This window comes from Enterococcus sp. HMSC076E04 (assembly GCF_001814285.1).
Taxonomy (GTDB): Bacteria; Bacillota; Bacilli; order Lactobacillales; family Enterococcaceae; genus Enterococcus_B; species Enterococcus_B lactis.
The window spans coordinates 38,661-64,929 of the sequence record NZ_KV815628.1 but is presented as its reverse complement, the minus strand read 5'-3'; the positions used below and the strand labels follow the sequence as shown (position 1 = coordinate 64,929).

The following is a 26,269-nucleotide window of genomic DNA, read 5'->3' as shown; positions in this document are numbered from 1 at the left end:
TCAGCTCCGAGTCACAAGGAACAATTTCAAAAAAAGCTTTTCATGTTTGATGACTATTGTCACTTGTGACCGAGGAGTTGGCAGGCGAACACTGCTTATTCAAAAAAAGGGTTGTGACACGTTTTTTGTCACAGCCCTTTTGATTATTATTGGATATTCACGTCAATCACTTGATAGAATGCATTTGTCGTATCACTGATATTCCATACTGCTAAAATCACATTGTATCCTTTGCGGTCTTGAGGAAGTGTGATTGTTTGGTTGACTGTTTTTGGTGGGACGGTTGCTTTGTCGTCTATTTTTGTGATCAATTCAAAATCGCTAAATTTCAAAGGTTGATCAGGGTTCCAATTTGGCTTGGTAATGTAGTAATCCCAAGTACTTGTCCGATGTTGCGCTGTTAAATTCCAAGTAATATTCAATGTTCCTGGATTGACCATATTTTTATGCCATCTGTTAGATGTTTGTTCGTCTAAAGGTTCAAATCCGCTGACTCCTGCACTGGCGATTTTTCCATCAATGAATGTATTTTTGGTAGCTTCGATACTTTGCGGTTCCCATTGTGCTCTTCCGACATTTTGGTTTAGATTCCCTGCTGCTGATGTTCCTAGGTATGCACGACTTCCAGGAGAAGTAATATAACCGTGTGCGAAACCTGGAATGCTGAAACCGAACAACCCTAAACTAACTAACCCGATAAACAATAATGTACTAATCTTTTTCATGTAGAAACCTCCTTCATTTGATACACACATTGTAAACGCTTTATTATGTTAGCGCAAACATTATGCTTTTATAATTTTATATTAAAATAAAAAGAAACAGGAGCTAAATAAAACTCCTGTTTACATTTTTTATTTATTTTTCATATATACCTATGAATCAAGAAATCTGTCTCCAAGGTCCCCATTCTCCAGATTCACTTGGATTATTGTTTTGAGTCCAGTACTTAGCTTCATAGATGATGCCTTCGTATACAACACGATCGCCAGCCATATAAACTTTTTCAGGATCCCATACTGGATATTCACTTTCATTGTCCGCTAATGTTGTAAACGTCAATGTTGTTTTGTCCGAAATATTACCAGAACGGTCTTCTGCTGTAAGTTCCACTGTATAAGTTGTATTCTCTTTTAAATTCTCAAAAGTATACCGGGTATCTATTGTGCTTCTTTCAACTACTTCTTCGTTTCCAATCAATCGAAGGTTATACTTTTCAATAAAATCATTATCTGTCGCAGGCGACCAACTTAGCGCAGCACGCCTAGAGGTCACCAATTCTGCTTTAAAATTTTCTGGAATAGTTGGTTTTTCTTTGTCTTCTGGAAGAGGTGTGTCACCTGTAAAACGTTGTGCCACATTTAAAAATTCATACCGATTATTGACTTGTCCTTGTCCTCCATCGACCTTTGAATCTCGATTCATTGACCAGTAGGAAACCATCCCAATATTTCGTTCTTTTGCATGCTGAACAACTCGATTGAACATCGTTGCTGTAAAGTATGGATGAGCTTCGCTTTCAAATCCGATTGATGGAGTGGTTCCTAATTTAGCATATGCTTGTTCTGTCGTCAAAGTCGTTCCCATAAATCTTTGATAATACTCTTTTAACTGCACCATTGTATTATCCACAGCATCAAGCGACCCTTGGGCATAATCTGGTACACTGCTTCCGTAACACATCGTCATTAGATTGATATTTGTCAAATCCACTCCTGCCTCCAGATAAGCTTGTAACACTGCTAATCCGGTCGAAATCAGGCCAGTATCCATGACTGGCAAGGTCAACGTTACTTCTACACCAGTTGCTTCTTGAACTTTCTTTACCGCTTTTGCATTTGCCAAATTCTCTTCATATCCCATCGCAGCGGCTTCGACATCATAGTCTACACGTGTCAATCCATAGCCTTGGATAACTTCCATATAGGCATCATATAAAAGTGCTTGATTTTGAGTGACCTCCCAAAATGCTCCTGAATTCAGTCCGCCAAACGAAACAGCTACATCTCCGCCATTTTGACGTAATTCCCGGATAGATTTTTTGATTCCTTCATACTGCCATTCGTCATTATCAATCTCACTTAGACCATTAAAACCACCCCAAGCCCAATCAATTCGACCATTTCTAATACCTCTCGCCTGTAAAAAACCTAATTTAAAAAATTTCTGTCCTGTTTGTTGAGCAACAGCTGCTAAGTTCAATGCCCCATTATTAGATAGTTCTTCATCAGAAGAATAAGCAGTTATATCCACATAAGGAGCAACTACTTGTTTTGGCCACTCAATTCCTTGTCCTACTCCAAAATCGGGATTAGTCACTACTGTTTGTTCGATTGCAGATGATTCTTGTACTTGAATCAGCAATGCAGGAGAAAAAAGCATCGTGATGAGTGCCGCCCCAGTAAGTACTTTGAGTAAACCTCTTTTCATATTTATCAACCTTCCTATGTATAATTTTTTACTTCAGCCAAGCTTTTATGTAATCGATTACAATATAGATTGTAACAGAAGTTAATAAGAAAATAACGAATTGTAAAAAACATGAGAATTATTTAATACGATCTTTTTCAAATTCATGATTCATATAAACAAATTTTTAACTTTTTTAAATAACAATATTTCTCCATTATTCTTACTTCACAAACTAAATACAGGTATTGCTGTGATTCTTCATGTAAAATATTATTATAGAAAGGAGTTAATAGAATGAAGATGATAAAAGATATTCGTTTTTGGGTTTGTGTTATAGGAATTGTCATATTAGGCTTTTTATCAGGATTGCTTAGCGGAAATCCTGGAGAATATTACTATTCTTTACAACTTCCGCCATTTGCACCACCTAGTTGGATATTTGGACCAATGTGGACCTTATTGTATATTTTGATGGGTATTTCTCTTTATTTGTTGCTTAATCACAACAACAAAAAACAGCGAAACAACCTTGTAGGTCTTTTTGTGATTCAGTTCATTTTTAATTTCATATGGACTGCTCTATTTTTTAATTTAAGAAATATCTTCGTTGCAGCAATCGATATTACACTTTTGGTTATTTTCTTGTCAGTGCTTATGTATCAATTATGGCTACATCATCGCCTAGTCATGTGGCTCATGATTCCTTATTATTTATGGGTACTATTCGCAACTTTACTGAATTATTCGATTTATTTTTTAAACTAAGTGCTAAAAACTGAAAACTTATTAAAAAGTATATTTAACACATAGAAAGAGTGCCACCTAAGTTAGATTGTTTTGTCTAATTTAGGTGGCACTCTTTATTAACCAAACTATTTTTTTCTAGTACCCACTTGTTGTTCCATACTCATTATTCTGGTCATAACCATAACCATTTTGTTCCTGTCCAGCATAAGGATCATAACTTTGAGTATCTTGACTTGGTGTATAGTACTGACTTGTATCTTCTGTTTGCTGATAATAGGTATTCGGATCTTGGTACTGATCATAGGTGTTTTCTGAATAGGAAGAATAATCAGTGTATCCTTCACTATTCGATCCATCACCGGTTGTCGAATCGGCATCTTCCGAATCATCAAAGAACATCATTGAAGCATTCTCATTTTTCAAATTAGGTAATGTGTCACTTGTTTTGATATTTAATTGTTTCTTCAGTTCATTTTGAATCGAAAGAAGATCGTTTTGTCCTAAAATCTGATAGTAGACTTCATTGATCATTTGACCTTCACCTTGCAACTGGTCTTGTTTGATCGTTTCGAATGCTGCCGTGTAATTCGTTGCTACATCAAGCATGTCATCCCAATTCAAGTCCGTTGTCACATTGTTTTCGACTGCTTTTAAAATTTTTCTATAATTGCTTACGCCATCTAAACTTAAAACTTTATTGACGATTTTCGTCACTACTTCCCGCTGACGACGTTGTCGCCCGATATCTCCTTCTGGATCTTCGTGTCGCATTCGGGAATAGGCTAATCCTTTTTCTCCATCCAATGTTTGTTCACCTACTGGTACATGGACACCATCCAACGTAAAGTCGATTTTATTATTCACTTTGATGCCGCCGACCGCATTGATCAAATCTTCCATACCGTCCAAATTGATGGTTACATAATGATCAATAGGAATATCAAGCAGTTGTTCAATTGAATCCATGGCCATTTCGACGCCGCCAAATGCATAGGCATGATTTAATTTATCTACCGTTCCATACCCTACGATATTCGTATAAATATCTCGGTCCAAACTGATAATCGTTGATTTTTTTTGTTTCGGATTAACGGTTACTACCATCATCGTATCAGAACGCCCTTGTTCTGTTCTTCCTAATCCACCGGTATCTAAACCTAATAGCAAAACCGAAAACGGTTCTTTGTCATCAATACTTACTTTCTCAGAACGTTTGGAAGATATTCGATTAGAGTTTTTAGATATTTTGTTTACTGTTTGGCTCGCTTCTCCCATAAATCTGATACCGTATGCTGATAATCCGGCTATCAGCAAAACGAGTATACCTAATAAGGTTAATAGAACTTTTTGCCATCGCTTCATAGTACACCTCTGTCTCACATTTTCTAAAATATTGTCTCATACAACTGTTCAATCAGCAAATTCACTTTTTAATCATAAGAAAACTTTAAAAAATAATTCTTGTATAATAACCGTTCTTTTAAAAATTTTCTCAAAATTCTTAACTATCATACCACACCACGAAAAAGTTCGAAAGCCCGAATATACGCAGTTTACAACCGTTTTATCTTTTTTTATGCATTTTTTGCTAGAAAAATTGAACAACCAGGTATTTCACAAAAATAGGAGTGTGACATCGACCTGCCACACTCCTTTCCCGTCATTTTAACGATTCCTCTCTACTCTGTTCAGACTAACATGGCGTTTCCCTAATACCTTCTATAAAGTCTGACTTTTCATATTATGCTTGTTTCCGATCTGACGCACATATTTGCCGATTTCATGAAAATCACTTCCAGTAACTGATCCTTTTGCTAAAACTAAACTGTCTTCTATTAGTTTTGTTTCCAGATCATTGCATAATTCCTGAAGTGAATCGAACCATTGAAGCCGATCATCTATTTTCTGTCCTTCTTCAAAAAGCAATTTAAAATGTTCCCCATAACCATAAATATGCGTGGCAGCCGATTGGTTTAACTCCTCTTGTACAAAGCGGTGGATTTGCTTTGTTGAATCGCCTAAATCAGCGATTTGTCCAAGTATCAAGACTTTATTTCCTTTATAAAATGGTTGTATCCCATCAAAGTAATTGATTGCATTTTTCATGGAAGGCAATGAAGCGTTATGCGTATCATCAATAAAGGTGAAGTCTGTCCCTGTTTCTGATGTATAAATCGTACGTTCCAATATCTTAGGTAGTGGTTTGAATGTCTCAAATTTTTTTATATATGGAGAGATCTCTTTTTTCAGTTCTTTTGCTACAATCAACGCAGCCAATGAATTAGCGATCATCCCTTCTGAAGAAACTGCAAGTTTCAATAAAATATCTTCTCCGAAAAAAGAAACTAGGACTTCGCAATATTCTCTTTTTTGTGAGATTTGTTTCACAAAAACAGCTCTTGAAGCATCATGTAATGAATAGACCACTATTTTGCTGGTTCTTTTCTCAGCAGCGCTTACTAAAATTGAAAATTCTTCTTTTCCTATATCTCCATTGATGATGGCGATTCCATCTTGTTTCAGGCCTTCGAAAATTTTTGCTTTATGCACTGCTACTCCTTTTGTATTTTTTAAAGAACTAAGATGTGCTTCTCCAATTGAAGTCACAATAGCAATATCTGGTTGTATCAAATTAGACATCGACCCTGTATCATATGAATTCAAAGCATTGACAGAAACTTCAAGATTCAAGACATCAGGATTAGAAAGTAATTTACTCATGTATAAAGGAACAGCAAACCGAACGTTGTGGTTTCCCCTGTTTTCCAAAACTTTCTCTTCTTGAAGCAAATGAGTGATCATCATTCGCGTAGAAGTCTTCCCTGCTGACCCGGTAATCGCAACAACCGGATTTACAAAACAGGACCGCAATTTCGCGGATAATTCCAATAAAAATTTCCAACTGTCTTCTACGATGAACTGTGGTGTCGTCACTGACGGATCCATGATTGGTTTTTCAGTAACGATCACACCAAACCAATTTTCTTTTCCGATGATTTGTTCATTTCCATCTCGCCATCTCACGACCTTTCGATTGACGTAACTCCTTCTTTCTGGCGAAACACAAACAAACATCGTATCAGAATAATCCATGTTTCGTTTTAAGTGGCCTGAGAAATATTCAACATCTTGGATATTTCTATCTAAATCTCCATATTTCTTTAAATAATGGCCATCCATATCAACTAATAATGAATGTATAGAAGTCATAACTCTCCTCCTGTTTTTCTTGTTTTTTCTATATGGTTTACCACCTGCCTCTTCTTGGCCTTGCTTGGTTTACATATCTGGAGGCATTCGGTTCGATCCTTTTCGGAGAATCATCTTGATCCACTTCCCAAGGATACAACCCATCTTCATTTTTCTTATATTGACTTAAATCTGATTCTTTCAGATTATTTTTATGATCATTTTTCCGACGTATTTTAAGACCTAAATAGAAAACACCAAATGCAGCTAATGCAGCAAAGCGAATGAATCCAACCATTCTTCTCACTCCTTCTTTTGATCATACATTCGATAGTTAATCAATCCTGATAAAAAGTGCTCTGCATCATCAATCCTCATACGAAAACGATCATGACGTGCAAAAAAGCCATATTTTATTGTTTCTGGTTCTTTGAAGAATTGAGCAAATTCAGGGAACATGACCCCAGTAGTAATCTCATGTCTCACCCTTTTTTTCATTACTGTATTTATTCTTTCTTTTACCTTATAGAAGTCAGTTTCTTCAGCAAAAATCGTTTTTCTCCACGTGCTGAACTCCAATTTTCTCATCATTTTTGAAGCAGCGACAAGCAATTCCAGCATCGTAGGATAAGCAGTATCTCTTTTATCAATAAAGTCGATATTATCTAACGCATTTTTTATACCGAAGCGATAATATTCTTCTGTCTGGCTATGTTTCAGCATTTCATTGGTCGCATAACTTAACCAATGATCATGATACTTTTGATAGTCGTTCGCTACGAACTGGTCCATCAAACCTTGACATATAGCAAAAACTTCTTTATTGCCTAAAATCTCATATGCTCGAAGCAAAGAGAATAAAATTTCACCATCATAATAAATGATCCGAAATTTTTCTTTCGTTTCTAGTTGTGCATTAAGTACATGAATCGTTCGATGCTCATTTGTTAAAAATTTAGCGGAAACAGTTTCTATCAGACGATTTAGGATTGGAACGTATTGTTCATCACCTGTTTGTTGGATGTATTTTGAAAAAGCTAAGATTGCTGTAGCCTGTGCTCCTAGCTTATATTCAATCTCTGTGTTTAAATAATCCTTGATTAAAAAATAACCGTCAGTCTCCGAAGTCAGATTTTCAATCCCCCAAGATAAACCTTTTTCAACATCTAAGAGCATTTTTTCATCTGAAAAGTATTCTGCTGCTTCGGCTAACGCATATAAAGACGAAAAGTGTCTCACGGAATTGTAACCTTTAAGCAGTTGATTATAACAAGGATAATATCCGTAAATAAATTTCCCTGTAGCAGTTAGCTGGTTTTGTAGATACATACTTCCTTTTTCGATCACTAAATCTGTTATTTCTGATAAATTTTCATATGAAACTTCCCGTAAGTAATTTCCATTACCGTAATCTTTCAAAGGATAAATATGACCGTCTTCAAAATAAAAAGATTTTGTTTTAAAATAATAGAACGCAGAACGCTCCAAGTAGCTGAGATCTGTCTCTTCACGACCATACTTGCGTTTCACATAACTGCGGTAATTTTGAGCGTCGATTCTTAAATCAGGAAGATTCTTCCCAACTTTATGTGTTTTACTAGGTTTGATGATCGCATTTGCTACCAGTTCTTCTTTTAAAAAACTTCTTTTTCTCAACCCATCGATTCTCACATTGAAATCAATGTAATTATTTCTTCTGATTTTTTTTAAGCGCTGTATAAACTGTTCATAGTTGGTTTTTTCTTCTTCAATAGCAATATCAATTCTTAAATAAGTCGTCTGATCCAGCTTATTGACATGGTAAGCTGTCAAAAAATTCCGCCAAATCATATCAAAATTACTGCCGTAGAATTCAAAGATCTTTCCTCTATTCGTAAAATCTCCTGTAGAGACGATCAACAATTGTTTTGATACATTTGTTTCAATTGTTTCTATCATTTCTTTGATTGCTGGCAAATAGCTTTCTTTTGTCTTAACTAGCACTCAATCACCTCATATTAAAAAGAAGTTGCGGCAAACAAAATCTGAACATCCGTTTTTATCAAAAAATCATAGATACGGAACTGCTTGCCGCAACGGCTTCTTTCTTAATTATTCATTGTTATCTGTTTTTTTATTTTTTTTTGATTTTCCAAATTCCTAAACCAGATAGTGTAGACAGAGCTGCTCCTAACCAAGAAAGTGAACTATGAAGTGTCTCAGCAGTTTTTGGCAAGGATTTCGGTGTAGAACCACCTGTAGTACTTGGTTTTGGTGTATTTGAATGACCATGTCTTATTGGCATCTGGCCTGGATCTCGATCATGAGAATGTATGTCTCCCATTGGATGATTAACATCAGCGTCAGCATCGGCGTCAGCATCAGCATCGGCGTCAGCGTCGGCGTCAGCATCGGCATCCGCGTCAGCATCTGCATCTGCATCCGCGTCAGCATCCGCATCCGCGTCAGCATCCGCATCAGCATCCGCGTCAGCGTCAGCGTCAGCATCCGCATCCGCGTCAGCATCCGCGTCAGCATCGGCATCTGCGTCAGCATCGGCATCCGCATCAGCGTCCGCATCAGCATCGGCATCGGCATCGGCATCCGCGTCAGCATCAGCATCGGCATCGGCATCGGCATCCGCATCGGCATCAGCATCAGCGTCCGCATCAGCATCCGCGTCAGCATCGGCATCGGCATCGGCATCGGCATCCGCGTCAGCATCCGCGTCGGCATCAGCATCGGCGTCCGCATCCGCGTCCGCATCCGCATCAGCATCGGCATCGGCATCGGCATCTGCGTCAGCGTCGGCATCCGCGTCAGCGTCAGCGTCGGCATCGGCATCGGCATCCGCGTCGGCGTCAGCATCAGCATCCGCATCAGCGTCAGCATCCGCATCAGCGTCAGCATCGGCATCCGCGTCGGCATCGGCATCCGCGTCGGCATCAGCATCAGCATCCGCGTCAGCATCTCCTTCATCATCATCTGGAATAATTGCTGCTGTTGGCGCACTTGCTACACCATTTTCATCATAAGCAATCAATTGGATCTGTTCTAAGGGCACAACATCTTCTGCCGAGACTGGAATAGCAAAATTACCATTTTCATCTGCTTGTCCCTCTGCAATCATATTTCCTTCGTCATCATAAATACGAACTGTGGCATTGGGATCTGCCATCCCAGTCACCTCATAACCATCAGTAGAATTACCTGTAACTTCTACGTTATAAGGAGCAGTGACTTCTTCAGCTGCATAAAACACTGGAGAATAGCCATCAACATTCGAAGCAATAGAGATCGATAGAATGTCTGATTTAAGAATGGTACCGATAAATCCTGCTTCATAAGGAACAGTCATGTCGACACCTGCATTTGTTAAGTCTGCATAAGTAGGATCTTGGATCGTTGTCGGTATAGTAACAGTCGTTTCACCCAAAATACTTGCATCAGCAAGATTACCAAGGAAAGAAGAACCGACATTCACCAATGCCAAAGCGGTATTAAACGTAAGATTGAACGCTGGCTTGACTGTAACTGCTAAAGCAGTATTGATTGTTCCGGCCGCTGCATCTCCAAGAAGCCCTCCAATTGAAGTTGCCTCGATTGCTTGAACTGCATTATTGATTCCGTTCAATATATTACTTAAATTTTCTCGTATCACGGTTTCCAAGGCACCGTCTAGCTCTCCGTAGATGTATTCATCCCCTTGCATTTGAAGCTGCAATTCTACTTCAGCAGAAGTCAGTGTACTTAGATTATTCAATAAAGCAAGTTGTTCATAAACTTCCGAAAGGTTCACTGTAGCTAAAGGATTCAAATTAATCAAATCTTCTACTGCTCCTACCAAAGTAGTCACCGCTCCATCTACAATATTTAATAGAGGTGCTAAACTATTTACTGGAAGCAAAATATCTGTGTAGAAAGTACCAGTTCCATTCGGAGTGACCAATCCTTGCATTTCTTCTGGAATAGCTAAGACAGCACGACGCGTTCCATTAATCACGCTAACATCAATACCACTATTCGCTGATATAACAAAATCAACATCCCGACTCGCCCCCTGAAGAAGAAATGGGGCAGCAGCTGTAGTCCCACTAGTATTCGTTGTACTTAAATTGTTAAACAGTTGCCCACTGATTACATCTGCATGTACTTGTTGAGAACCAATAGTAAATAATGGCGTAGCCATTGAGATTGGTGTGATCCCTAACATCACACCAGCTGCAATGGATGTACCGGCAAGCAAGATTTTTTTCGATCTACTTTTTGCCCGTGCCTTCTGGTTCATACTTTTTTTATAATCCTTTTTCATTTTTTCCTCCTGTCACCCTTCTATCGTTCATCCCCAAATTTTTGATCGTTATAAAAAAGAAAAGATTACAACACCCCTTAGCTATCATTTTTTAATCAAAAAGATATCTTTTTGTGCAGATTTTGTTTTCAACTTAAGTCAGAGGAAGTTTAACAACATCTCAATGATAAATCTATTATTAAGTTTTAATCTTTTTTTAAATAACTATCCGGTTTTCACGAAAATAAAGTACAAAATAATCGATTTTATATTTTTAGTATAAAATTATGCTTTTTTTATGAGATGAATTATAATGAAATTAAGTATAAAAGAATAAAAAATATTTTTATCTTTTTTGAAGTAAATTTATTCAAAAATAAATAAAATAACACAAAAATCAATATTTCGTTTATCAAACTAAAGGTATAGCTTTTCATATAACAAACTTTTTTTATTATAAATTGTTTTTTCTGCATACATTTTTTGTTAAAAATAACATTATTTTTTAATATCAAGATAACTTAAGTACTAATTATTGATTGGAGGAACTAAAATTCATGGATTTTTATTCATTATTGGAAAAGACCACACGTTTACAGATTACTATTCTTGATACCATCTATCATTCCAATAAAATTTGGTCTATCGAACAATTAGCTGAATTCACTGCTTGTGACAAACGTTCTGTACAAAATTATTGTGAACAAGTACGCACCCTCTCCATTAGCGATCAGTTCAGAAAGGAAGGACGTAATTATTTATTTTTAGGTACCAATTCGGATTTTCAAGAATTGATTCTTTCCATTTTGAAGCGCTCGCCTATTTTTCATCTATTGAAAAATTTATGCCTTGACTCGAAAGTAACGATTGCGGAATTCTCTGAAGATAATAATATCAGTGAATCCATCCTTCGGCGGCACATTACTCGCATCAATCAGATACTAAAAAAATATCAACTGCAGATCAAAACAAAAAAAGGCGAGATGTATTTCAAAGGAAGTGAGATGCAAATTCGTTATTTGATTTATTTGATACTATGGCCATCCTATCGCAGTGTTGAATGGCCTTTTGCTTCAATAGAGTTTCATCAATTATTTTCAGAAGTGGAGGATTCTTTTGCTATCGTTCATCAAAAACCAAATAAGATAAAAATGATCGAATGGTCCTTTATACTAGCTGTTACTTATCTTCGTTCTCAACAAGGACACGTTATTCCAGCAAAAGAGTTACCTAATTTTTCACTCGACCTTTGGAATGGCTTTGAAAAAATGGCTGAAGAGTTAACAACGAATTATAAACGTATGCGTTTCAGTCTGACAGATAGCATGTTCTTGTTTCTTTAGATGCAATCTCGGGCTGCTTTTTATTTGAAAGAGGACTATCTGCAAACTGCTTTGCGTATCCATACAAAAATTGCGACTCCTGTAAAACAACTGCAGACTAGTTTTTATTCTTATATTCACTCCAATCGATTCAAGTCTGCCCAAATCCATTCAAAAAAGTCGCTGTTGAACAGCACACTGCTCGCAAATGGGATGCATGGATTGCTATTTCCTCAATTTTCGATCGTCAAACATGAAATTACCTCTTTTATCGAGATGAGTTATCCGGCATTCCACCGAGAAATCAACCGATTGACGGAACAATTTAAAAACGAATCTGAGGAACTTGATTGGTTGCATTCTTGGAATTTAGCAGAAGCGTTCATGTTGATCATTTCTCCTACTTACTTTAATAAAGAAATCAAAATCAAATTTGAGAGTGACCTTCCGATTGGTTTGGAGTTAGCATATATGGAAATTCTTCAAGAACAGCTGAGTATGTATTTAAATGTTGTGTTTACTAACGACCTTTTATTTAAGCCGGAATTGATCATCCGAACAACTGATACTTCTTTAAAAACCGTTACTTATGAAGAAGATGTACCTTGCTTGACAATTAGTTATGAAATGTCTAGTGAACAAATCTATTTACTTAGTCAAGAAATCAAAAAACTTCTTGAATAGACAAAAAGACACGACTCCCTAAGAAGTCGTGTCTTTATCCAACAAATTATTATAATTTAGTCACTTCAGCAGCTTGAGGACCGCGCGCACCTTCAACAATCGTAAATTCTACTTCTTGGCCTTCTTCTAGGCTCTTGAAGCCGTCTCCTTGAATTGCTGAGAAATGAACAAATACGTCATCTCCGCCATCTACTGTAATAAACCCAAATCCTTTTTCATTGTTGAACCATTTAACTGTTCCGTGTTCCATAAATGTATAGCCTCCAAAAAAGTTCTTGCAAGTAACCTTGCAAGAACATTATACCCAATTTAGAAAACGCTCGCAAGCTTTCGCTCGTTTATTTTCCAAATTATTTTTAAGACTGATATGATGGAGAAAATAGTTATTTTGCTGCTTCGAAACGTTTGTTTACTTCGTCCCAATTAATAACATTCCAAAATGCTGCAATGTAGTCTGGACGTACATTTTTATATTTCAAATAGTAAGCATGTTCCCAAACATCTAAACCTAGAATTGGTGTCTTACCTTCCATCAATGGAGAATCTTGATTTGCAGTAGAGGTAATAGCTAATTTCCCATTTTCCAGTACAAGCCAAGCCCAACCAGAACCAAAACGTCCAGCTGCTGCTTTTTTGAATTCTTCTTTAAAAGAAGAAAAATCGCCAAAAGCTTCATTAATTGCTTCTTTTATTGCCCCAGTAGGTTCACCACCCGCATTCGGTGCCATGATTTCCCAGAAAAATGAATGGTTAGCATGTCCACCACCATTGTTGCGTACAGCTGTTTTGATATCTGTTGGAACAGCATCCATATCAGATAATAATTCTTCTATTGTTTTTTCGCCTAATTCTGGATATTTTTCGATTGCTGCATTTAAATTCGTTACGTAAGTATTGTGATGCTTGTCATGATGCAGGTGCATCGTTTCTTCATCAATATAAGGTTCCAATGCGTCATATGCATAAGGTAAATCTGGTAATGTGTAAGTCATAAAAATTCCTCCTCAATGTTTTCTTTATAATGTCTACATTACAAAGAATAACAAAGAGAAGGAAATTCTTCAATAGTTATGCCTAGTCGTCTTTTTCTCCTTGGCCTACTTCTTCTTCAAAAACCTCAGTTTCTTTGAAAATGAACAACTTGCTGAAAATGTAATTAGCTAGGATAACAATAATTTGAGTGATAATTTTTGCCACATATTCATTGCTGTTCATGACATTGATTAATAACACCATTGCTCCCATGTCCAACCCGTAAGAAAGGATGCGGTAAAAGAAGAACTTACCACATTCAATAAGTGCATGTGTAAAATTCGGTGATTTTGAATGGAATACCCAAAGTTTGTTCGTCACAAAAGCAAACAATACAGAACAAAACCATGAAATAGAATTGGACAGAGCCATACTTAAATCAAAATATTGGCGTGCGAGGGCAAAACTAACAAAGTTCACAATCGTAGCCAAACCACCAAAAAAGAGATAAACCAGTATCTCCCAATATCCCTTTGCTTCTAAATATCCTTTTATTTGTCGATACTGCTTCATGAGCCAACCTACCTTATTAGAAATTCTTATTTATCATACTCTATTTTTCAGTAACTTTCATCTTTATTTAAAAAAATTAATTTTTTTGGTCTTTTACATGTGTCTCTGCTTGGATCGTTACATGTGTAATCCCATACTTTAATTTTAATAAAGAAGTTATACGCGGATAAGCCTTTTCAATCTCGCTTAGCAGCTGATCTTCAAAATCAATATGTCCGTCGAAAATAATAATCTTTTCGCTATACTGCCAAATATGGACATGATGAACATCTTTTACCCCTTCGATTGCTTTGATTTCTTGCTCCATTTTTTCATAGTCGATTGTAGGTGCACTTTGTATCAAAATAGCCGCAGCTTTTTTAATCACTATTATTGCTTCTAACAATATATATATCGAAATGATCAATGTAATAACTGGATCAATCCAATAGATACCGAAAAATCGAATCAAAACTGCTCCGATAATCACACTTATCGAGGACAGTGTATCGCTTAACAAATGCAGATAACTAGATTTTATATTCAAACTTTCGTCTGCTTCTTGTCTCAACAATAACGTCGAAAACAAATTCGCGAGCAATCCGATAACTGCTACTATCAGCATCAAATGACTATTTATCTTTTCAGGGGAATTGAACCGTTTGAATGCTTCAGCAGCTAAAAACAAGGATAATATGATCAGTATGAATGAGTTGATGAACGCACTCAATATTTCTAAACGTTGGTAGCCATACGTATGCTTTTCATTTGCTTCTTTTTGGGCCATTTTTTGTGCTCCATAAGAAAAAATGATTGCTAATGTATCACTAAGGTTATGAAAAGCATCTGAAACAAGAGATAAACTTCCCGACGCAATCCCTCCAATAAATTCTGATAAAGTGATCACCGCATTCAGCACCACTACCCCAAATAGCTTTTTTGATGATCTCTGTGGCTGTGTATGCACGATTCGTTCCTCCATTTTATTTGTATTGGTTAATCTTAAATCAAGAATAACATTTTTTTGATATTTCACCAATCATTCAGATGTTTCCTTAAAGCACTTGTATTTCACTTGATACTTCGCTAGAATTGCAAGTGATGACACTACTAGATGAGGAGTACTTATGACAACAAAACAATTAATTATCAGTTCCTTTATACGATTCAAAGACCTTAAGGAGGCGAGAAACGTTCCATTTTGGAAAGCTATTGTCTATCTTCTGGTTTTGAGTGTAATTATGGCTCTGCCAATCTCTTTCCAAGTTTTTCAAGTCTTAAATAACATTCAATTGGATGGACAAAAGATTGCTACCCGCATTCCTGATTTTACAGTCCAAAGCGGACAGCTTCAAACAAAAGAAAAAGAAGGTTTCATTTACCAAACAAACTCCATTATCTTTACATTTGATCCAGAGGGAAAACGTACAGAACAAGACATCTCTACTGATTTGATGGGAAATTTCGTTAGTGTCGGGATGTTAAAAGACAAACTTATCATTGCTCTTCCCAATACAGTCACTACCTCTGCTTTATTGAATAATAATCAGTTAGAACTTCCCTACACCAATGAATCTTTAAAAAATTTAACAGGTAAGCAGCTTCGATCCTTCTTAAGTGAAGCATCTATACCGATTTGGGTAAAAGCCCTGACCTTTCTATTTTCGATTTATCCTAGTTTCTTGAATCTGCTGATCACTTTACTATTTGCCAATGTCGCTGCTTTTCTCTATGCACGCTTTCGACTAACAAAAGCTACTTTCCTTGATTGCTTGAAGACATTGATTTATTCAATCTCGTTACCGACTATCATTGCAACACTCTTGATGATCTTTCTCCCTTCTTTTGACACTAGTGCATTTATTGCTTTTGCAGGTATCTTTATTTTTGCTCAAGCTGTCAAAGGATGGTCAAAAATATCGATCAGTTAGAAATACAGACAACTTATTATTTCAACTTCAATAAACTCTTTTAGAGGTTGTGGCAGAAGCTACTTCTGGAACACCGTTTATTCGGAAAAAGAGTTGTGACACATCTTTTGTCACAACTCTTTTTTATTTATACAATATTAATTTCTAAAAAAGCATGGCACTTCAAAGTTCTTCTTATATGCGCTACACTTAAAGTAAAGAAAGGCGGGTAATTAACTATGTCAGAAAGAATCATTTACGCAGATCGTCCATTTCGTGACGAATTTATCGAAGAAATCCATACTATAGCGCCTGGTTATGTCTTCAAGACAGAATTACAACCAGAAGATCTACCAAATGTAGAAATCAGTTTGGGTTGGAACTCAAACTATCAAGAAAAACTATTAGCCTCTTCTAACTTGAAATGGGTACAGTCTATCTCAGCGGGAGTTGATCAACTCCCACTTGAAGCATTTTCAAAAAAACATATCTTACTTTCAAATGGAAGTGGTATCCACAGTGAATCGATCACCGAGCACGTATTAGGAATCATTCTAGGTTATTCTCGCGGTCTTTTCCAAGCACAAAGGGCACAGAGTGAAATGAAATGGTTAGGTTCCTCAATCCATTACCAACCTATCCAAGGGAAAAAAATATTAATCATTGGAACTGGCCATATTGGAAAAATGATTGCAAAGAAAGTCAAAGCATTGGATATGATTTGCTATGGAATCAATACATCCGGTCATCCAGCAGAAGGAATGGAAAAAACTTTTTCTTTAAAGCAACTTCAGGAAGTTCTTCCTGAAGTAGATTTCGTCGTCAATATCTTACCTCTAACGGAGGAAACAACTGGACTCTTTGATCAACACATATTTGAACACTTTGATTCAAAAGCTGTATTTATCAATGTCGGTCGTGGCGCTTCTGTTAAAACGCAAGATTTGATACAAGCATTAAACAAGCAGCAACTTTCCTTTGCAGCATTAGACGTTTTTGAGGAGGAGCCTCTACCACAAAATCATCCTCTTTGGAAAATGGACAATGTACTGATCACGTCCCATATTGCAGGTTTGACACCTGATTTTCAAAAGAAATTAATGTCTATTTTTTTAACTAATCTAAAAAGCTACCTTGCTACTCATGACCTTCAAACCAATCAAGTCAAATTGTCTGCAGGATATTGATAGCTGAATCAGCCTATTTTAAGCAAGAGGGTGTGACAACTTGTCACACCCTCTTGCTTCTATTGTTTTTTAAAGTGATAGGTTGGTTCTTCTAGTTTTGGATCATAATCTACAAGTAAATCATATCCTTTAAAAAACCATTCATCTGCATCCTCAATAAAAAACAGTGTCCCATCTATTTCCACTTTCTTGACAGGATGTTCAGGCTGTTCCACTGACATCCCAATCGAAAAACCATCATGAACTTCTGTTTTGCCGTAGACTTTTCCAAAAAAACGTATTCCGTAAGTTTCTGGCAGATCGATTTCTGATTCAAACCATTTTTGTGCTTTTGGCGTTACTGTTAATTCCATCCTAACAACCTGCTTTCTATTGATTCATCTTATCGTCTAAAATATCCACATCGCCTGTCTCACCAATCACTAGCAGATTATCGTTTTCACGAACGTATTCATCTGCTGCAGGTGAAGCGATCACCGTTTGATCTACTCTGCGAATTGCAACTACTGTTAAGTCAAAACGTTGTCTAAAATTTAATTCAGATAATGTTTTATTGAAAAATCTAGGATTGGATACTCGGATTTCTGCTAAAGAATATTTATCTGATAACTCTAGGTAATCTAAAATATTCTTTGATACTAAATTATGCGCAATCCGTATTCCCATGTCTCGCTCGGGATGGACGACGCGATCAGCTCCGATCTTTTCAAGTACTCTGGCATGATACTCATTTTGGGCTTTTGCTAAAATATTTGGTACGCCCATTTCCTTTACCATCAGAGTAACTAAGATACTGGCTTGAATATCTTCTCCAATAGCGACAATTACATGATCGAAATTTCTTATGCCTAATGATCGAAGTGTCATTTCATCCTGTGCATTTGCCACAACAGCATGAGTGGCTATATTCATATATTCATTGACCCGATCTTCATTACTATCAATAGCCAGTACTTCTTGACCAGCTTCGATCAGTGTTCGGCAGATACTTCCGCCAAATCGTCCAAGACCTACAATTGCAAAATTTTGTTTCACCGTTTTCCTCCTTTAGTATCTTCTTTTCTCAGTATAACAAAGCCTTTACAAAAACAAAAGCAAGCATTCTTTTGCGGAAAAAGAGGTTGTAAAAGAGACGTTCAACCTTGAGCGACGACAAAATCGCGCCTTATTACCGATAGCAGTCTCTTGAATACCGTTTATTCGGAAAAAGGGACTGCGACACGACTTTTGTCACAGTCCCAAACTTTCCCCACTATCTTTCTTGTATAGTTTGTTTCACTATAATTTTTCGCCAGTCACACTCTCTACAATTCCTTTGGCAATCATGTCGATATTATTTCGGATATTTGCTACATCATTTGTATTCGTTATGAAGCCTGACTCAGCTAAACGGTAAGGTATCCCTCTTGATTGCAATACATTCATGTTTAGTAAGTCGGCTCGCAGATTGATCCCTCCTGTGTTTTGTACCGATCCCCAAAGACCTACATAATTTCGTATGACATTGGCGATTGCATAATTTTGTGCAGTCAATGAGTTCCCATTACGATGAGCGATTACATGACCGCCCGTGCTAACCCCAATGACGCCACTGTCTAAATGAAATTCTGATACAGAAGAAAATGAACTGCTAATCGTATATGCACCTTGCATACGTTGAGAATCTTGATACATATCTGCAACTGTATTATAAAAAGTGATCCGATTCCTCGTTAAACGAGCAGCCCATCTTTGTAAATGAGGCATCAATTCTCCTCTAGTAAAATCACGCTCATTGACACCATTATAAGAAGCTCCAGGATCATTGACTCCATGTCCCATCACAAATAGATGATTAATAGATGTCTGATAAGGATTCGTCGTTGGTCCAGGGGCTGCTGCACCTTTTTTGACAATTACGACTTGGATTGCTTCCATTTGTAAACTTAAGCCAGTTGTTCCAGCATATTGATCATTTTTTGCCCAATCTAACCAGCCAAGACTTGCCGAGTGAACACGATAATAAATATCATAAATATGATTTAATTGACCAGTTAAGCGAATACGGATTGCTTCCATTCTCAATTTTTGATTTGTTGTTCCCGAAATATTGTTGTTACTAACGTAATTTTGCCAGCCAATTGAACGAACATGGCTACTATATTCTATATTTCCTGAAAATGATGTATTCGAAATATTTAAACGAATTGCTTCCATTCTAAGTCCTTTGCCAACTGTACCTGCGGTTAATCCATTCGTTTGGCTATTTTGCCAGCCAATTGATTGATTGTGTGTTTGATAATTTAAAGTCGGAATTGTAATTTTTCCTTGATCATAATAGGCAATACCAATTGGAGGAGCTGTTTGTCCTTTAGGTACTAACTTAACTTGCATTGCTTCCATCGCAAAACCAAATCCTGAACTACCTGCCTCTTCGCCATTTTTGGTCCACCCTAACCAACCAAAATAAGCAGAATGAACGCGATAATAAATATCATAAAACCTACTTAGTTCTCCTGTTAAGCGAATACGTATAACCTCTGTTCTTAGCTTCTGATTAGTAGTTCCTGATATTTCACCGCTCTTAACATACCCCTGCCATCCAACACTTTGAATATGACTATTATACTCAATAGAACCAGGTATCTTATTACCAGAGATGCTTATTCTTATTGCTTCTATTCTTAAACCTTGGCCAACAGTACCTGCTGTTGCACCATTTGTTTGATAGGACTGCCATCCAATGGATTGACTATGTGTTTGATAATTTACATTTGGCAAATCTAAGGTATTTTTATCATAATAAGCTGTGCTAATTACTGGACCATCCATATTTTTACCCATTAATTGTATTTGAATTGCTTCCATGGCATAAGAAAAATCAGTACTACCTGCCTCACCACCATTTTTTGTCCATCCTAACCAGCCAAAATTTGCTGAATGAACACGATAATAAACATCATAATATTGACTTAACTGACCTGTTAAACGAATACGTATAGCTTCCATACGAAGTGAATTTCCCGTTGTACCAGAGTTACCACCATTTCTAATATATGATTGCCATCCTTGTCCTTGAATATGACTGCTATATTCAATGTCACCATTTAATGAACTGTTGTTCACTTGAATTCTAATAGCCTCTATCCTTTTTTTCTGTCCAGTTGTTCCAGCAACTTCTCCATTAGCAGTTGGTGTTTGCCAACCAATATCTTGTACATGTGTTTGATAGGTGATCGTAGGAGTCGCAGCTAACGCACTTCGTCTATAAATTGGTGAACGACCTGTGGTTTCGTCAGAAGTTTGTGCTGTTTCTTTTGTCTGAGATTCATTTTTTTCAGCTTCTACAATGACCGTGAATTCACCGAGGACTTTTTCAGCGTTCTTCAACTCTACCTTAGCTTCCCAGCTTCTTTTGCTGTTACTTTACCGTTCTCATCTACTTCTATTACTGATGGGTCAGAAGATTCCCATAACGGATCCGATATGATACTTCCATCGGGGACACTCGTGTACTCAAGTTGTTTTGTTTCTCCTTTCTTCAATACTATAGATGATGAATCAGGTACGATAGAATCAGCCTCTTTTTGTTCTGGTTCCATATATTCGACCATCACTTTTACTGTCAATGTTTTTTCTGCTGCCTCTTCTAATACTGCGTCGTCTGAAAAATCTACTTCATAGATATAGCTTAATGGAGTCTGTTCGCTTGAATAAAAGTGACTCCCATCATACTGCCATTTTTCTGTTTCTAAAGTCGTTTGTTCTTTCTCTGGTTTCAGCGTCTCATCATTTATTTCCCATTTATTATCCATTTTGTTTGCAATACTTGTAACCGTTTGATTTTCTCCCTTAAAATACGTTAATTCGCTATTTTGGGAAAGATCAATTTTTGAAAGTTGGTTAGATGAAACATCTAAATACGCTAATTTCTTTAATTCGTGTACATCTAATTCTTTCAGCTCATTGTTTTGTACTTCGATCTTCGTTAAATTTTTAAAGAAATTGACTCCCTCTAGTGTCTGTATCTGTAACCCTTCCAAGTTTAACTGTGTTACTTCCAATAATTCATTTGATAAGTAACCATCTTTATCTGTATCAACCATTTCCAACAACCAATTTCGAAAATGATTATCAGGAAAATTACTTTTATTGATTTCTATTTTTTCTGTTATTTCATTATTTTCTGAATATTCTCCCGAGTCTTCTTCCTTAGCTGAGTCCTGTGGCAAGGAGTCGTTTGTGCTTTCATGGGGCGTCGACTCACTCATTGGTTGTGTGGAAGTCTCTGTTGTATGTTCCATTTTTAGCTCATCAGAAGTGCTGCTTTGAGTAACAGCATAAGCATTTGGCGCAATTGATCCTGTCAATAACAACAGGCTTAAGAATAGTCCTATCCACTTTTTCTTCATAATTTCCTCCCATGTTCTTTCGCTTTTCGGATAAAAATTTCTCCTATTACTATTAAACTATAAAAAAAGAAAAATGAACAGTTGGTGAACAGAAAAAGAGATTAAAAACAGGATGAATCCTTTATTTTATGTAAAAAAAGAGGGTAGATTAGCTAAATCTTTCCCTCAAAAAATCATTATTTCACCAAACCATGTTTGAATGCATAGATAGCGGCTTGTGTACGGTCTTCCACTTCTAGCTTAGCCAATATATTGGAAACATGTGTTTTTACTGTTTTCAGTGTAATGAACAATTCGTCCGCTATTTCCTGATTACTTTTCCCTTCAGAAATCAGCATTAAAATTTCATTTTCACGATTCGTTAGTTCTTCATGTAATACAGGCTCATTTCGCCGACTCATTTTTTCCATCATTTTTGTTGTCACTTCTGGTTCTAATACTCGCTCGCCGCGTTGCGTTGCCCTTATAGCATCAGCAATTTCATGTGCGGTAGAAGTCTTCAACAAATACCCTGCTGCACCTGCTTCAATGGCAGGATAAACTTTTTCGTCATCAATAAAACTGGTTACGATAATGATTTTAGCTTCTGGCCAATCTTTTAAGATTGCTTTTGTTGATTCGATACCATCCATTTCTTCCATGACTAAGTCCATTAAAATGACGTCCGGTCGAAGTGTCATCGCCTTCTCATAGCCTTGTCGTCCATTTTCAGCTTCTCCAATTACTTCAATGTCTTCTTGAATAGATAAATAAGAAGAGACGCCTAAGCGCACCATTTCATGGTCATCTATTAATAAAACTTTTATCATCCTTATCTATGCCTCCTTCATCAAAGGGACCTTGATTTCTACACTTGTACCTTGCCCTTTAAAACTAATGATTTTTACTGTTCCACCAATACCAGCTACTCGTTCTTTGATATTGTTCAATCCATAACTTCCCGTTTTCGTTTCATTCATATTAAACCCTGTTCCGTCGTCAATAATACGCAATAAAAGATTATTGTCTATTTTATGCAAATATACCTCTAATTCATTGGCTTTGGCATGTCTTAATGTATTTGATAACAATTCTTGAACGATTCGGAACAAGTGATCCTCAATGGAACTAGATAGTTTTACATCTTCTACATCCCATTTCAGCGAAATCTGGATTTTATTTTGCAATTCCTTCAATAACTGCTCGATACCTTGCTTTAAACTTTTCTCTTCTAAATTGACTGGACGCAGATGAAGAAGCAGCGCACGCATCTCAGACTGGGAAGCGTTGATGATCTCTGCTACCATTTTCAACTGCTTGCGGAACATTTCTGGTGTCTCGCTTTTTTCTGCTTGCTCCGTTAATGCCGACATCATCATCATTGCTGCAAATAATTGTTGCGAAACTGAATCATGCAGCTCACGGGCTAATCGATGTCTTTCTAATTCTAAAATTTCTTCTTTGGTTTGTCCATCTACATATTGGGGACGGCTCGTTACAATTTGTAATTCACTAGATACTTCAATCATTTTTTCTTTTATTTTAGTGATTTCCTTATCAATATCTTTGATGTATAAATCGTCCGATGCACTTGGGATCGGAAGAAGCAACAATTTGGATTCATAATTGCCAGAAGAGAGTGCACGCAGCTTTTCTTCGATTTTCCCGTATTTTGTCTTTTGAATAAGTGATAATAATAGAAAGACGATTAATCCTACACCTAAGGAAATAGCTAACAAATGGAAGATAAGCGGAACATATAATAAACGTGCACGCAGTAATTCTCCCCACCAATGACTTTGATTACTGGCATAAAAATAAGTAAAAAGTGAAAATAGAATAATAAGGAAAGCCGCAATCCCCGAATAAACAGCTAGCATCGCTCTGGATATTTTTCCCATCATATTCGTATCACCTCGATATCTCCAATCAAGGTATTAGTAATAATCTTCAGTCTACGAGGATTTTCATCATAATCACTGCTGTAGATTTTGATTTGTTCATTTTTCAAAGAAAATTGCTCTTCTTCAAACAAGACATTTCCTACTAATGTCGCATGCTCTAATCGGATGGCTACGCCCAAAGGTACTAAGATTCGTGTTCTGCCTATCCCTTTTCTTACAATCACAATATTATCATCTTTTGGCAAAAGCGTATTGCCCAAATCTATGATAGTATCACCAGAAATGACGGCGATGTTGATATCGTCCCATTCATAGACGTCGTTTCCAATACGTTGGTTACCGAATAATTGCTGTCTTTTCCGCTCATTATTATGTGTTTTTAATTGCTCTGTTTGGACCATCATGATCTGTTTCTTTCGCCAAAAAGCATTTTTGGTTAAATCTATCCCTGAAATCTCTACACCTTTTAGTCCAATAAATAAAACGGCAAATACAGCCATCATCCATAAAGCAGGACTGTTGACTAAGCTAAAAAAAATGACCAAACTTCCTAATATCAATTGAAAATTTTGAAATTTAGTACGAGGATGTTTGCGCATAGCTAGATATATATTGAAAATACCGAATATCACTAAAAGCAAAAGTCCAGTATTGTTTACGATTTGCCAAACAGCAAATAACAGCAGTAGTGCTTCAACTACCACAAAAAAACGCCAAGAACTATTCATCGCTCTTTCTCCCTCCTGACACATTCTCATTTCATCATACCTATTTTTTTAACTGTTGGCTATAGGACTTTAGATGTAAGATCGTTTGTTGAAATCTAAAATACACAAAGAGAAAAAGATCTAGAGTGTATCATCAGTAAGATGAACTCTCTAGATCTTTCAGTCAGACTACGCTTGTTCTACTTTGACGATTTTAACTAACATATCGCCACCTGGAGTAGCAATAGTTACTTCATCATTTTTACGTTTGCCAATCAATGCTTGCGCAATAGGAGAATCATTGGAAATTTTGCCAGAAAACGGATCTGCTTCAGCACTTCCGACAATCGTGTACTCTTCTTCTTCTCCATCTGGTAGTTCGATGAATGTAACTGTTTTACCAATTGATACCTCATCTGCATCTACACCGTCGTTATCGATGATTTGAGCAAAACGAATCATATTTTCAATTGTTGTGATTCTTCCTTCAACAAATGCTTGTTCATCTTTCGCTGATTCATATTCAGAGTTTTCGGAAAGATCTCCGAAACCGCGGGCAATTTTGATTCGTTCAATGATTTCCCCGCGTTTGACTGTTTTTAGTTCTTCTAATTCTTTTTCTAATTTTTCTTTACCTTCTAGAGTCATTGGATAAACTTTCTCTACCATGTGTAACGTCTCCTTTTTTCGATAAAATACCGCAAAAGGTAATCTTTTGAGGAATATAGTCCAAAAAAGATTACCACGCTTTTCTTCAAATGTAAATGTTTTTCTAAAAATGATCAATGTCTAGAGCCTGTTTTCTAAGAATTATTTACATATTTTTCCACTAATTCCATATGTTCTTCATAAGTTTTAGCGAAATAAACATTTCCAGTGCTCGTATCTGCTACGAAATAATAATAGTCATTTTCTGCTGGTTCTAATACTGCCTTGATTGCCTCTTCGCTTGGATTGTCAAAAGGTCCAGGTCCATAGCCGGTATTGGTATACAAATTATATGGTGAATCTACAGCTGTATCTTCATACGTCACTAATTCTTTGTGTTCACCTAATGCGTATAAAACAGAGAGATCTGACTGAAGTGGCATATTTGCTTTGATTCGGTTAAAGAAGACTTGTGCAATGTTTTTACGATCATTTTCTTTTACGCCTTCTTTTTCAACTAGAGAAGCTAGAGTTAAAACTTCTTGTACAGTCAAATTTTTCTGCTTGATAGCTGAATAATAGTTTTGCATGACCGTATTCGTCTTGTTCACCATTTCAATCACTAGATCCTTAAGCGAAGTACTCGTGTAATAATCATATGTGGCTGGGAATAAGTAACCTTCCAAACGGTATTTTGTGTTCTCAGCTTTAGATGCACTTTCCAACAGTTCTGGGAATTTTTGGTGCAACTCGTTAAAGAAAGTCTCATCATTCACTAAATCTAAAAATTCTTTCTTGTCTTTACCAGTTACCTTCGCTACCCGTTCAGCAATCTGATCGATATCGTACCCTTCTGGAATGGCAATTTTCCCATCTGCAACTTTTGTTGGCTCAGAAGTGCCGCCTTCTTGCAGCTGTTTGCCAATCTCGTCAAGAGTCATATTAGGCGCTAACTGATAATAGCCAGCTTGAAAGCCAGTTAAATTTTTAAATTTTGTATAATAATTGAAAACAATCCCGCTTTTAATAATATTGTCCTTCTCCAAAATCTCACCAATCTGCTTGTTAGAAGAGCCACTCGGGATCTCCACTTGGACTAATTGGTCATCTGATTTATCTAAAGGCTTCAACCCGCTATCTACATAACGATACACAGTAAATCCAAGAAATCCGCCAATAATTAATAATGTAAGAGCAATCACTAAAATGATCTTCCTCACAATCTTATCTTCTTTTTTACGCAGATTTCTCCGCTTGTCGATTATATCTGCTGTAGCTGCCTTACTGGCTTCTTTTTTATCTTTACTTGGGTGTTGTTTGTTTCCTGACAAAACAACTCCTCCTTACTATCATCTTCGTAACTCTGTTTATTATACATGAAATTTCTACTGCCGT

At 36.7% G+C, this 26,269-nt stretch carries 24 protein-coding genes and 1 pseudogene; 5 read left to right on the top strand and 20 right to left on the bottom strand.

Translation table 11 applies throughout. The features are described 5' to 3' along the window. Positions 1 to 146: 146 nt before the first annotated feature. Both HMPREF2961_RS11570 and HMPREF2961_RS11565 read right to left on the bottom strand, forming a co-directional pair. The gene (locus HMPREF2961_RS11570) at positions 147 to 725 is read right to left on the bottom strand and encodes a lytic polysaccharide monooxygenase auxiliary activity family 9 protein (protein ID WP_002315302.1); all 579 of its coding nucleotides are present in this window, start codon (positions 723 to 725) and stop codon (positions 147 to 149) included. A 157-nt stretch (positions 726 to 882) separates the two neighbouring features. Beyond that, complete coding sequence (locus tag HMPREF2961_RS11565) at positions 883 to 2,430, bottom strand: fibronectin type III domain-containing protein (protein ID WP_070704820.1); 1,548 nt, start codon at positions 2,428 to 2,430, stop codon at positions 883 to 885. Positions 2,431 to 2,706: 276 nt separating this feature from the next. Between HMPREF2961_RS11565 and HMPREF2961_RS11560 the strand changes: the two genes are divergently transcribed. Then, positions 2,707 to 3,177 (top strand): TspO/MBR family protein, encoded by a 471-nt coding sequence (locus tag HMPREF2961_RS11560; RefSeq protein WP_002310332.1) that lies wholly within the window; start codon positions 2,707 to 2,709, stop codon positions 3,175 to 3,177. Between the two features lie 117 nt (positions 3,178 to 3,294). Here HMPREF2961_RS11560 and HMPREF2961_RS11555 read toward each other — a convergent pair whose 3' ends face one another. The 5 genes from HMPREF2961_RS11555 to HMPREF2961_RS11535 form a co-directional block, all read right to left on the bottom strand. Continuing rightward, a complete protein-coding gene (locus HMPREF2961_RS11555) occupies positions 3,295 to 4,521 on the bottom strand; it encodes an LCP family glycopolymer transferase (protein ID WP_024635874.1) in 1,227 nt (408 codons plus the stop codon). Positions 4,522 to 4,878: 357 nt separating this feature from the next. Next, complete coding sequence (locus tag HMPREF2961_RS11550; protein ID WP_002315305.1) at positions 4,879 to 6,369, bottom strand: Mur ligase family protein; 1,491 nt, start codon at positions 6,367 to 6,369, stop codon at positions 4,879 to 4,881. Positions 6,370 to 6,406: 37 nt separating this feature from the next. Beyond that, positions 6,407 to 6,646 carry a hypothetical protein gene (locus HMPREF2961_RS11545; RefSeq protein ID WP_024635873.1) on the bottom strand — a complete coding sequence of 80 codons (240 nt, stop codon included), beginning with the start codon at positions 6,644 to 6,646 and terminating at the stop codon, positions 6,407 to 6,409. A 5-nt stretch (positions 6,647 to 6,651) separates the two neighbouring features. Next, positions 6,652 to 8,331 (bottom strand): hypothetical protein, encoded by a 1,680-nt coding sequence (locus tag HMPREF2961_RS11540; protein ID WP_024635872.1) that lies wholly within the window; start codon positions 8,329 to 8,331, stop codon positions 6,652 to 6,654. Positions 8,332 to 8,461: 130 nt separating this feature from the next. Then, entirely contained in the window at positions 8,462 to 10,639 is a 2,178-nt protein-coding gene (locus HMPREF2961_RS11535; RefSeq protein WP_070704817.1) for an adhesive domain-containing protein, read from the bottom strand. Positions 10,640 to 11,175: 536 nt separating this feature from the next. On the opposite strand from HMPREF2961_RS11535, the gene HMPREF2961_RS11530 reads away from it, so the two are divergent. Together HMPREF2961_RS11530 and HMPREF2961_RS11525 are read left to right on the top strand one after the other, a co-directional pair. Further along, on the top strand, positions 11,176 to 11,961 hold the full coding sequence (locus tag HMPREF2961_RS11530) for an AcpB/EbpR/MafR family transcriptional regulator (RefSeq protein ID WP_002315310.1): 786 nt from the start codon (positions 11,176 to 11,178) through the stop codon (positions 11,959 to 11,961). Next, a complete protein-coding gene (locus tag HMPREF2961_RS11525) occupies positions 11,962 to 12,624 on the top strand; it encodes a hypothetical protein (protein WP_002314195.1) in 663 nt (220 codons plus the stop codon). 49 nt (positions 12,625 to 12,673) lie between these two features. On the opposite strand, the gene HMPREF2961_RS11520 is transcribed toward HMPREF2961_RS11525, so the two are convergent. The 4 genes and pseudogenes from HMPREF2961_RS11520 to HMPREF2961_RS11505 form a co-directional block, all read right to left on the bottom strand. Next, positions 12,674 to 12,874 (bottom strand): cold-shock protein, encoded by a 201-nt coding sequence (locus HMPREF2961_RS11520; RefSeq protein WP_002292860.1) that lies wholly within the window; start codon positions 12,872 to 12,874, stop codon positions 12,674 to 12,676. 133 nt (positions 12,875 to 13,007) lie between these two features. After that, on the bottom strand, positions 13,008 to 13,616 hold the full coding sequence (locus HMPREF2961_RS11515) for a superoxide dismutase (RefSeq protein ID WP_002315311.1): 609 nt from the start codon (positions 13,614 to 13,616) through the stop codon (positions 13,008 to 13,010). A gap of 82 nt (positions 13,617 to 13,698) precedes the next feature. Continuing rightward, complete coding sequence (locus HMPREF2961_RS11510; protein ID WP_002310319.1) at positions 13,699 to 14,169, bottom strand: GtrA family protein; 471 nt, start codon at positions 14,167 to 14,169, stop codon at positions 13,699 to 13,701. Between the two features lie 47 nt (positions 14,170 to 14,216). Beyond that, positions 14,217 to 15,130 (bottom strand): annotated as a pseudogene (locus HMPREF2961_RS11505) (cation diffusion facilitator family transporter). 145 nt (positions 15,131 to 15,275) lie between these two features. On the opposite strand from HMPREF2961_RS11505, the gene HMPREF2961_RS11500 reads away from it, so the two are divergent. Next, positions 15,276 to 16,079, top strand: coding sequence for a DUF1189 domain-containing protein (locus HMPREF2961_RS11500; RefSeq protein ID WP_002315313.1), 804 nt, complete (start codon positions 15,276 to 15,278; stop codon positions 16,077 to 16,079). Between the two features lie 218 nt (positions 16,080 to 16,297). Then, a complete protein-coding gene (locus tag HMPREF2961_RS11495; protein WP_002315314.1) occupies positions 16,298 to 17,245 on the top strand; it encodes a phosphoglycerate dehydrogenase in 948 nt (315 codons plus the stop codon). Between the two features lie 59 nt (positions 17,246 to 17,304). Here the strand turns inward: HMPREF2961_RS11495 and HMPREF2961_RS11490 are convergent, their stop codons facing one another. From HMPREF2961_RS11490 to mltG, 9 genes are all read right to left on the bottom strand, one after another. After that, a complete protein-coding gene (locus tag HMPREF2961_RS11490; RefSeq protein WP_002292868.1) occupies positions 17,305 to 17,598 on the bottom strand; it encodes a HesB/YadR/YfhF family protein in 294 nt (97 codons plus the stop codon). Between the two features lie 16 nt (positions 17,599 to 17,614). Beyond that, positions 17,615 to 18,280 carry a potassium channel family protein gene (locus tag HMPREF2961_RS11485; protein WP_002315315.1) on the bottom strand — a complete coding sequence of 222 codons (666 nt, stop codon included), beginning with the start codon at positions 18,278 to 18,280 and terminating at the stop codon, positions 17,615 to 17,617. A gap of 243 nt (positions 18,281 to 18,523) precedes the next feature. Beyond that, on the bottom strand, positions 18,524 to 20,614 hold the full coding sequence (locus tag HMPREF2961_RS11480) for an N-acetylmuramoyl-L-alanine amidase (protein WP_002315316.1): 2,091 nt from the start codon (positions 20,612 to 20,614) through the stop codon (positions 18,524 to 18,526). Between the two features lie 2 nt (positions 20,615 to 20,616). Then, positions 20,617 to 21,636, bottom strand: a complete 1,020-nt coding sequence (locus tag HMPREF2961_RS15830; protein WP_237539392.1) for an Ig-like domain-containing protein — start codon at positions 21,634 to 21,636, stop codon at positions 20,617 to 20,619. Between the two features lie 176 nt (positions 21,637 to 21,812). Continuing rightward, positions 21,813 to 22,445, bottom strand: a complete 633-nt coding sequence (locus HMPREF2961_RS11475) for a response regulator transcription factor (protein WP_002315318.1) — start codon at positions 22,443 to 22,445, stop codon at positions 21,813 to 21,815. A gap of 6 nt (positions 22,446 to 22,451) precedes the next feature. Next, complete coding sequence (gene liaS, locus HMPREF2961_RS11470) at positions 22,452 to 23,519, bottom strand: two-component system sensor histidine kinase LiaS (RefSeq protein ID WP_002289154.1); 1,068 nt, start codon at positions 23,517 to 23,519, stop codon at positions 22,452 to 22,454. Further along, a complete protein-coding gene (liaF, locus tag HMPREF2961_RS11465) occupies positions 23,516 to 24,247 on the bottom strand; it encodes a cell wall-active antibiotics response protein LiaF (protein WP_002315319.1) in 732 nt (243 codons plus the stop codon). The genes liaS and liaF overlap by 4 nt, the downstream gene beginning before the upstream one ends. Before the next feature lie 168 nt (positions 24,248 to 24,415). After that, positions 24,416 to 24,895: a transcription elongation factor GreA gene (gene greA, locus HMPREF2961_RS11460; RefSeq protein WP_002289156.1), complete on the bottom strand. Its 480-nt coding sequence runs from the start codon at positions 24,893 to 24,895 to the stop codon at positions 24,416 to 24,418. Positions 24,896 to 25,029: 134 nt separating this feature from the next. After that, positions 25,030 to 26,205 carry an endolytic transglycosylase MltG gene (mltG, locus tag HMPREF2961_RS11455; RefSeq protein WP_070704814.1) on the bottom strand — a complete coding sequence of 392 codons (1,176 nt, stop codon included), beginning with the start codon at positions 26,203 to 26,205 and terminating at the stop codon, positions 25,030 to 25,032. Positions 26,206 to 26,269: the final 64 nt, after the last annotated feature.

Coding starts and splice junctions, on each gene's coding strand:
- HMPREF2961_RS11570 (WP_002315302.1), bottom strand. CDS start 725: ATGAAAAAGATTAGTACATTATTGTTTATCGGGTTAGTTAGTTTAGGG.
- HMPREF2961_RS11565 (WP_070704820.1), bottom strand. CDS start 2,430: ATGAAAAGAGGTTTACTCAAAGTACTTACTGGGGCGGCACTCATCACG.
- HMPREF2961_RS11560 (WP_002310332.1), top strand. CDS start 2,707: ATGAAGATGATAAAAGATATTCGTTTTTGGGTTTGTGTTATAGGAATT.
- HMPREF2961_RS11555 (WP_024635874.1), bottom strand. CDS start 4,521: ATGAAGCGATGGCAAAAAGTTCTATTAACCTTATTAGGTATACTCGTT.
- HMPREF2961_RS11550 (WP_002315305.1), bottom strand. CDS start 6,369: ATGACTTCTATACATTCATTATTAGTTGATATGGATGGCCATTATTTA.
- HMPREF2961_RS11545 (WP_024635873.1), bottom strand. CDS start 6,646: ATGGTTGGATTCATTCGCTTTGCTGCATTAGCTGCATTTGGTGTTTTC.
- HMPREF2961_RS11535 (WP_070704817.1), bottom strand. CDS start 10,639: ATGAAAAAGGATTATAAAAAAAGTATGAACCAGAAGGCACGGGCAAAA.
- HMPREF2961_RS11530 (WP_002315310.1), top strand. CDS start 11,176: ATGGATTTTTATTCATTATTGGAAAAGACCACACGTTTACAGATTACT.
- HMPREF2961_RS11525 (WP_002314195.1), top strand. CDS start 11,962: ATGCAATCTCGGGCTGCTTTTTATTTGAAAGAGGACTATCTGCAAACT.
- HMPREF2961_RS11520 (WP_002292860.1), bottom strand. CDS start 12,874: ATGGAACACGGAACAGTTAAATGGTTCAACAATGAAAAAGGATTTGGG.
- HMPREF2961_RS11515 (WP_002315311.1), bottom strand. CDS start 13,616: ATGACTTACACATTACCAGATTTACCTTATGCATATGACGCATTGGAA.
- HMPREF2961_RS11510 (WP_002310319.1), bottom strand. CDS start 14,169: ATGAAGCAGTATCGACAAATAAAAGGATATTTAGAAGCAAAGGGATAT.
- HMPREF2961_RS11500 (WP_002315313.1), top strand. CDS start 15,276: ATGACAACAAAACAATTAATTATCAGTTCCTTTATACGATTCAAAGAC.
- HMPREF2961_RS11495 (WP_002315314.1), top strand. CDS start 16,298: ATGTCAGAAAGAATCATTTACGCAGATCGTCCATTTCGTGACGAATTT.
- HMPREF2961_RS11490 (WP_002292868.1), bottom strand. CDS start 17,598: ATGGAATTAACAGTAACGCCAAAAGCACAAAAATGGTTTGAATCAGAA.
- HMPREF2961_RS15830 (WP_237539392.1), bottom strand. CDS start 21,636: ATGAAGAAAAAGTGGATAGGACTATTCTTAAGCCTGTTGTTATTGACA.
- HMPREF2961_RS11475 (WP_002315318.1), bottom strand. CDS start 22,445: ATGATAAAAGTTTTATTAATAGATGACCATGAAATGGTGCGCTTAGGC.
- liaS (WP_002289154.1), bottom strand. CDS start 23,519: ATGATGGGAAAAATATCCAGAGCGATGCTAGCTGTTTATTCGGGGATT.
- liaF (WP_002315319.1), bottom strand. CDS start 24,247: ATGAATAGTTCTTGGCGTTTTTTTGTGGTAGTTGAAGCACTACTGCTG.
- greA (WP_002289156.1), bottom strand. CDS start 24,895: ATGGTAGAGAAAGTTTATCCAATGACTCTAGAAGGTAAAGAAAAATTA.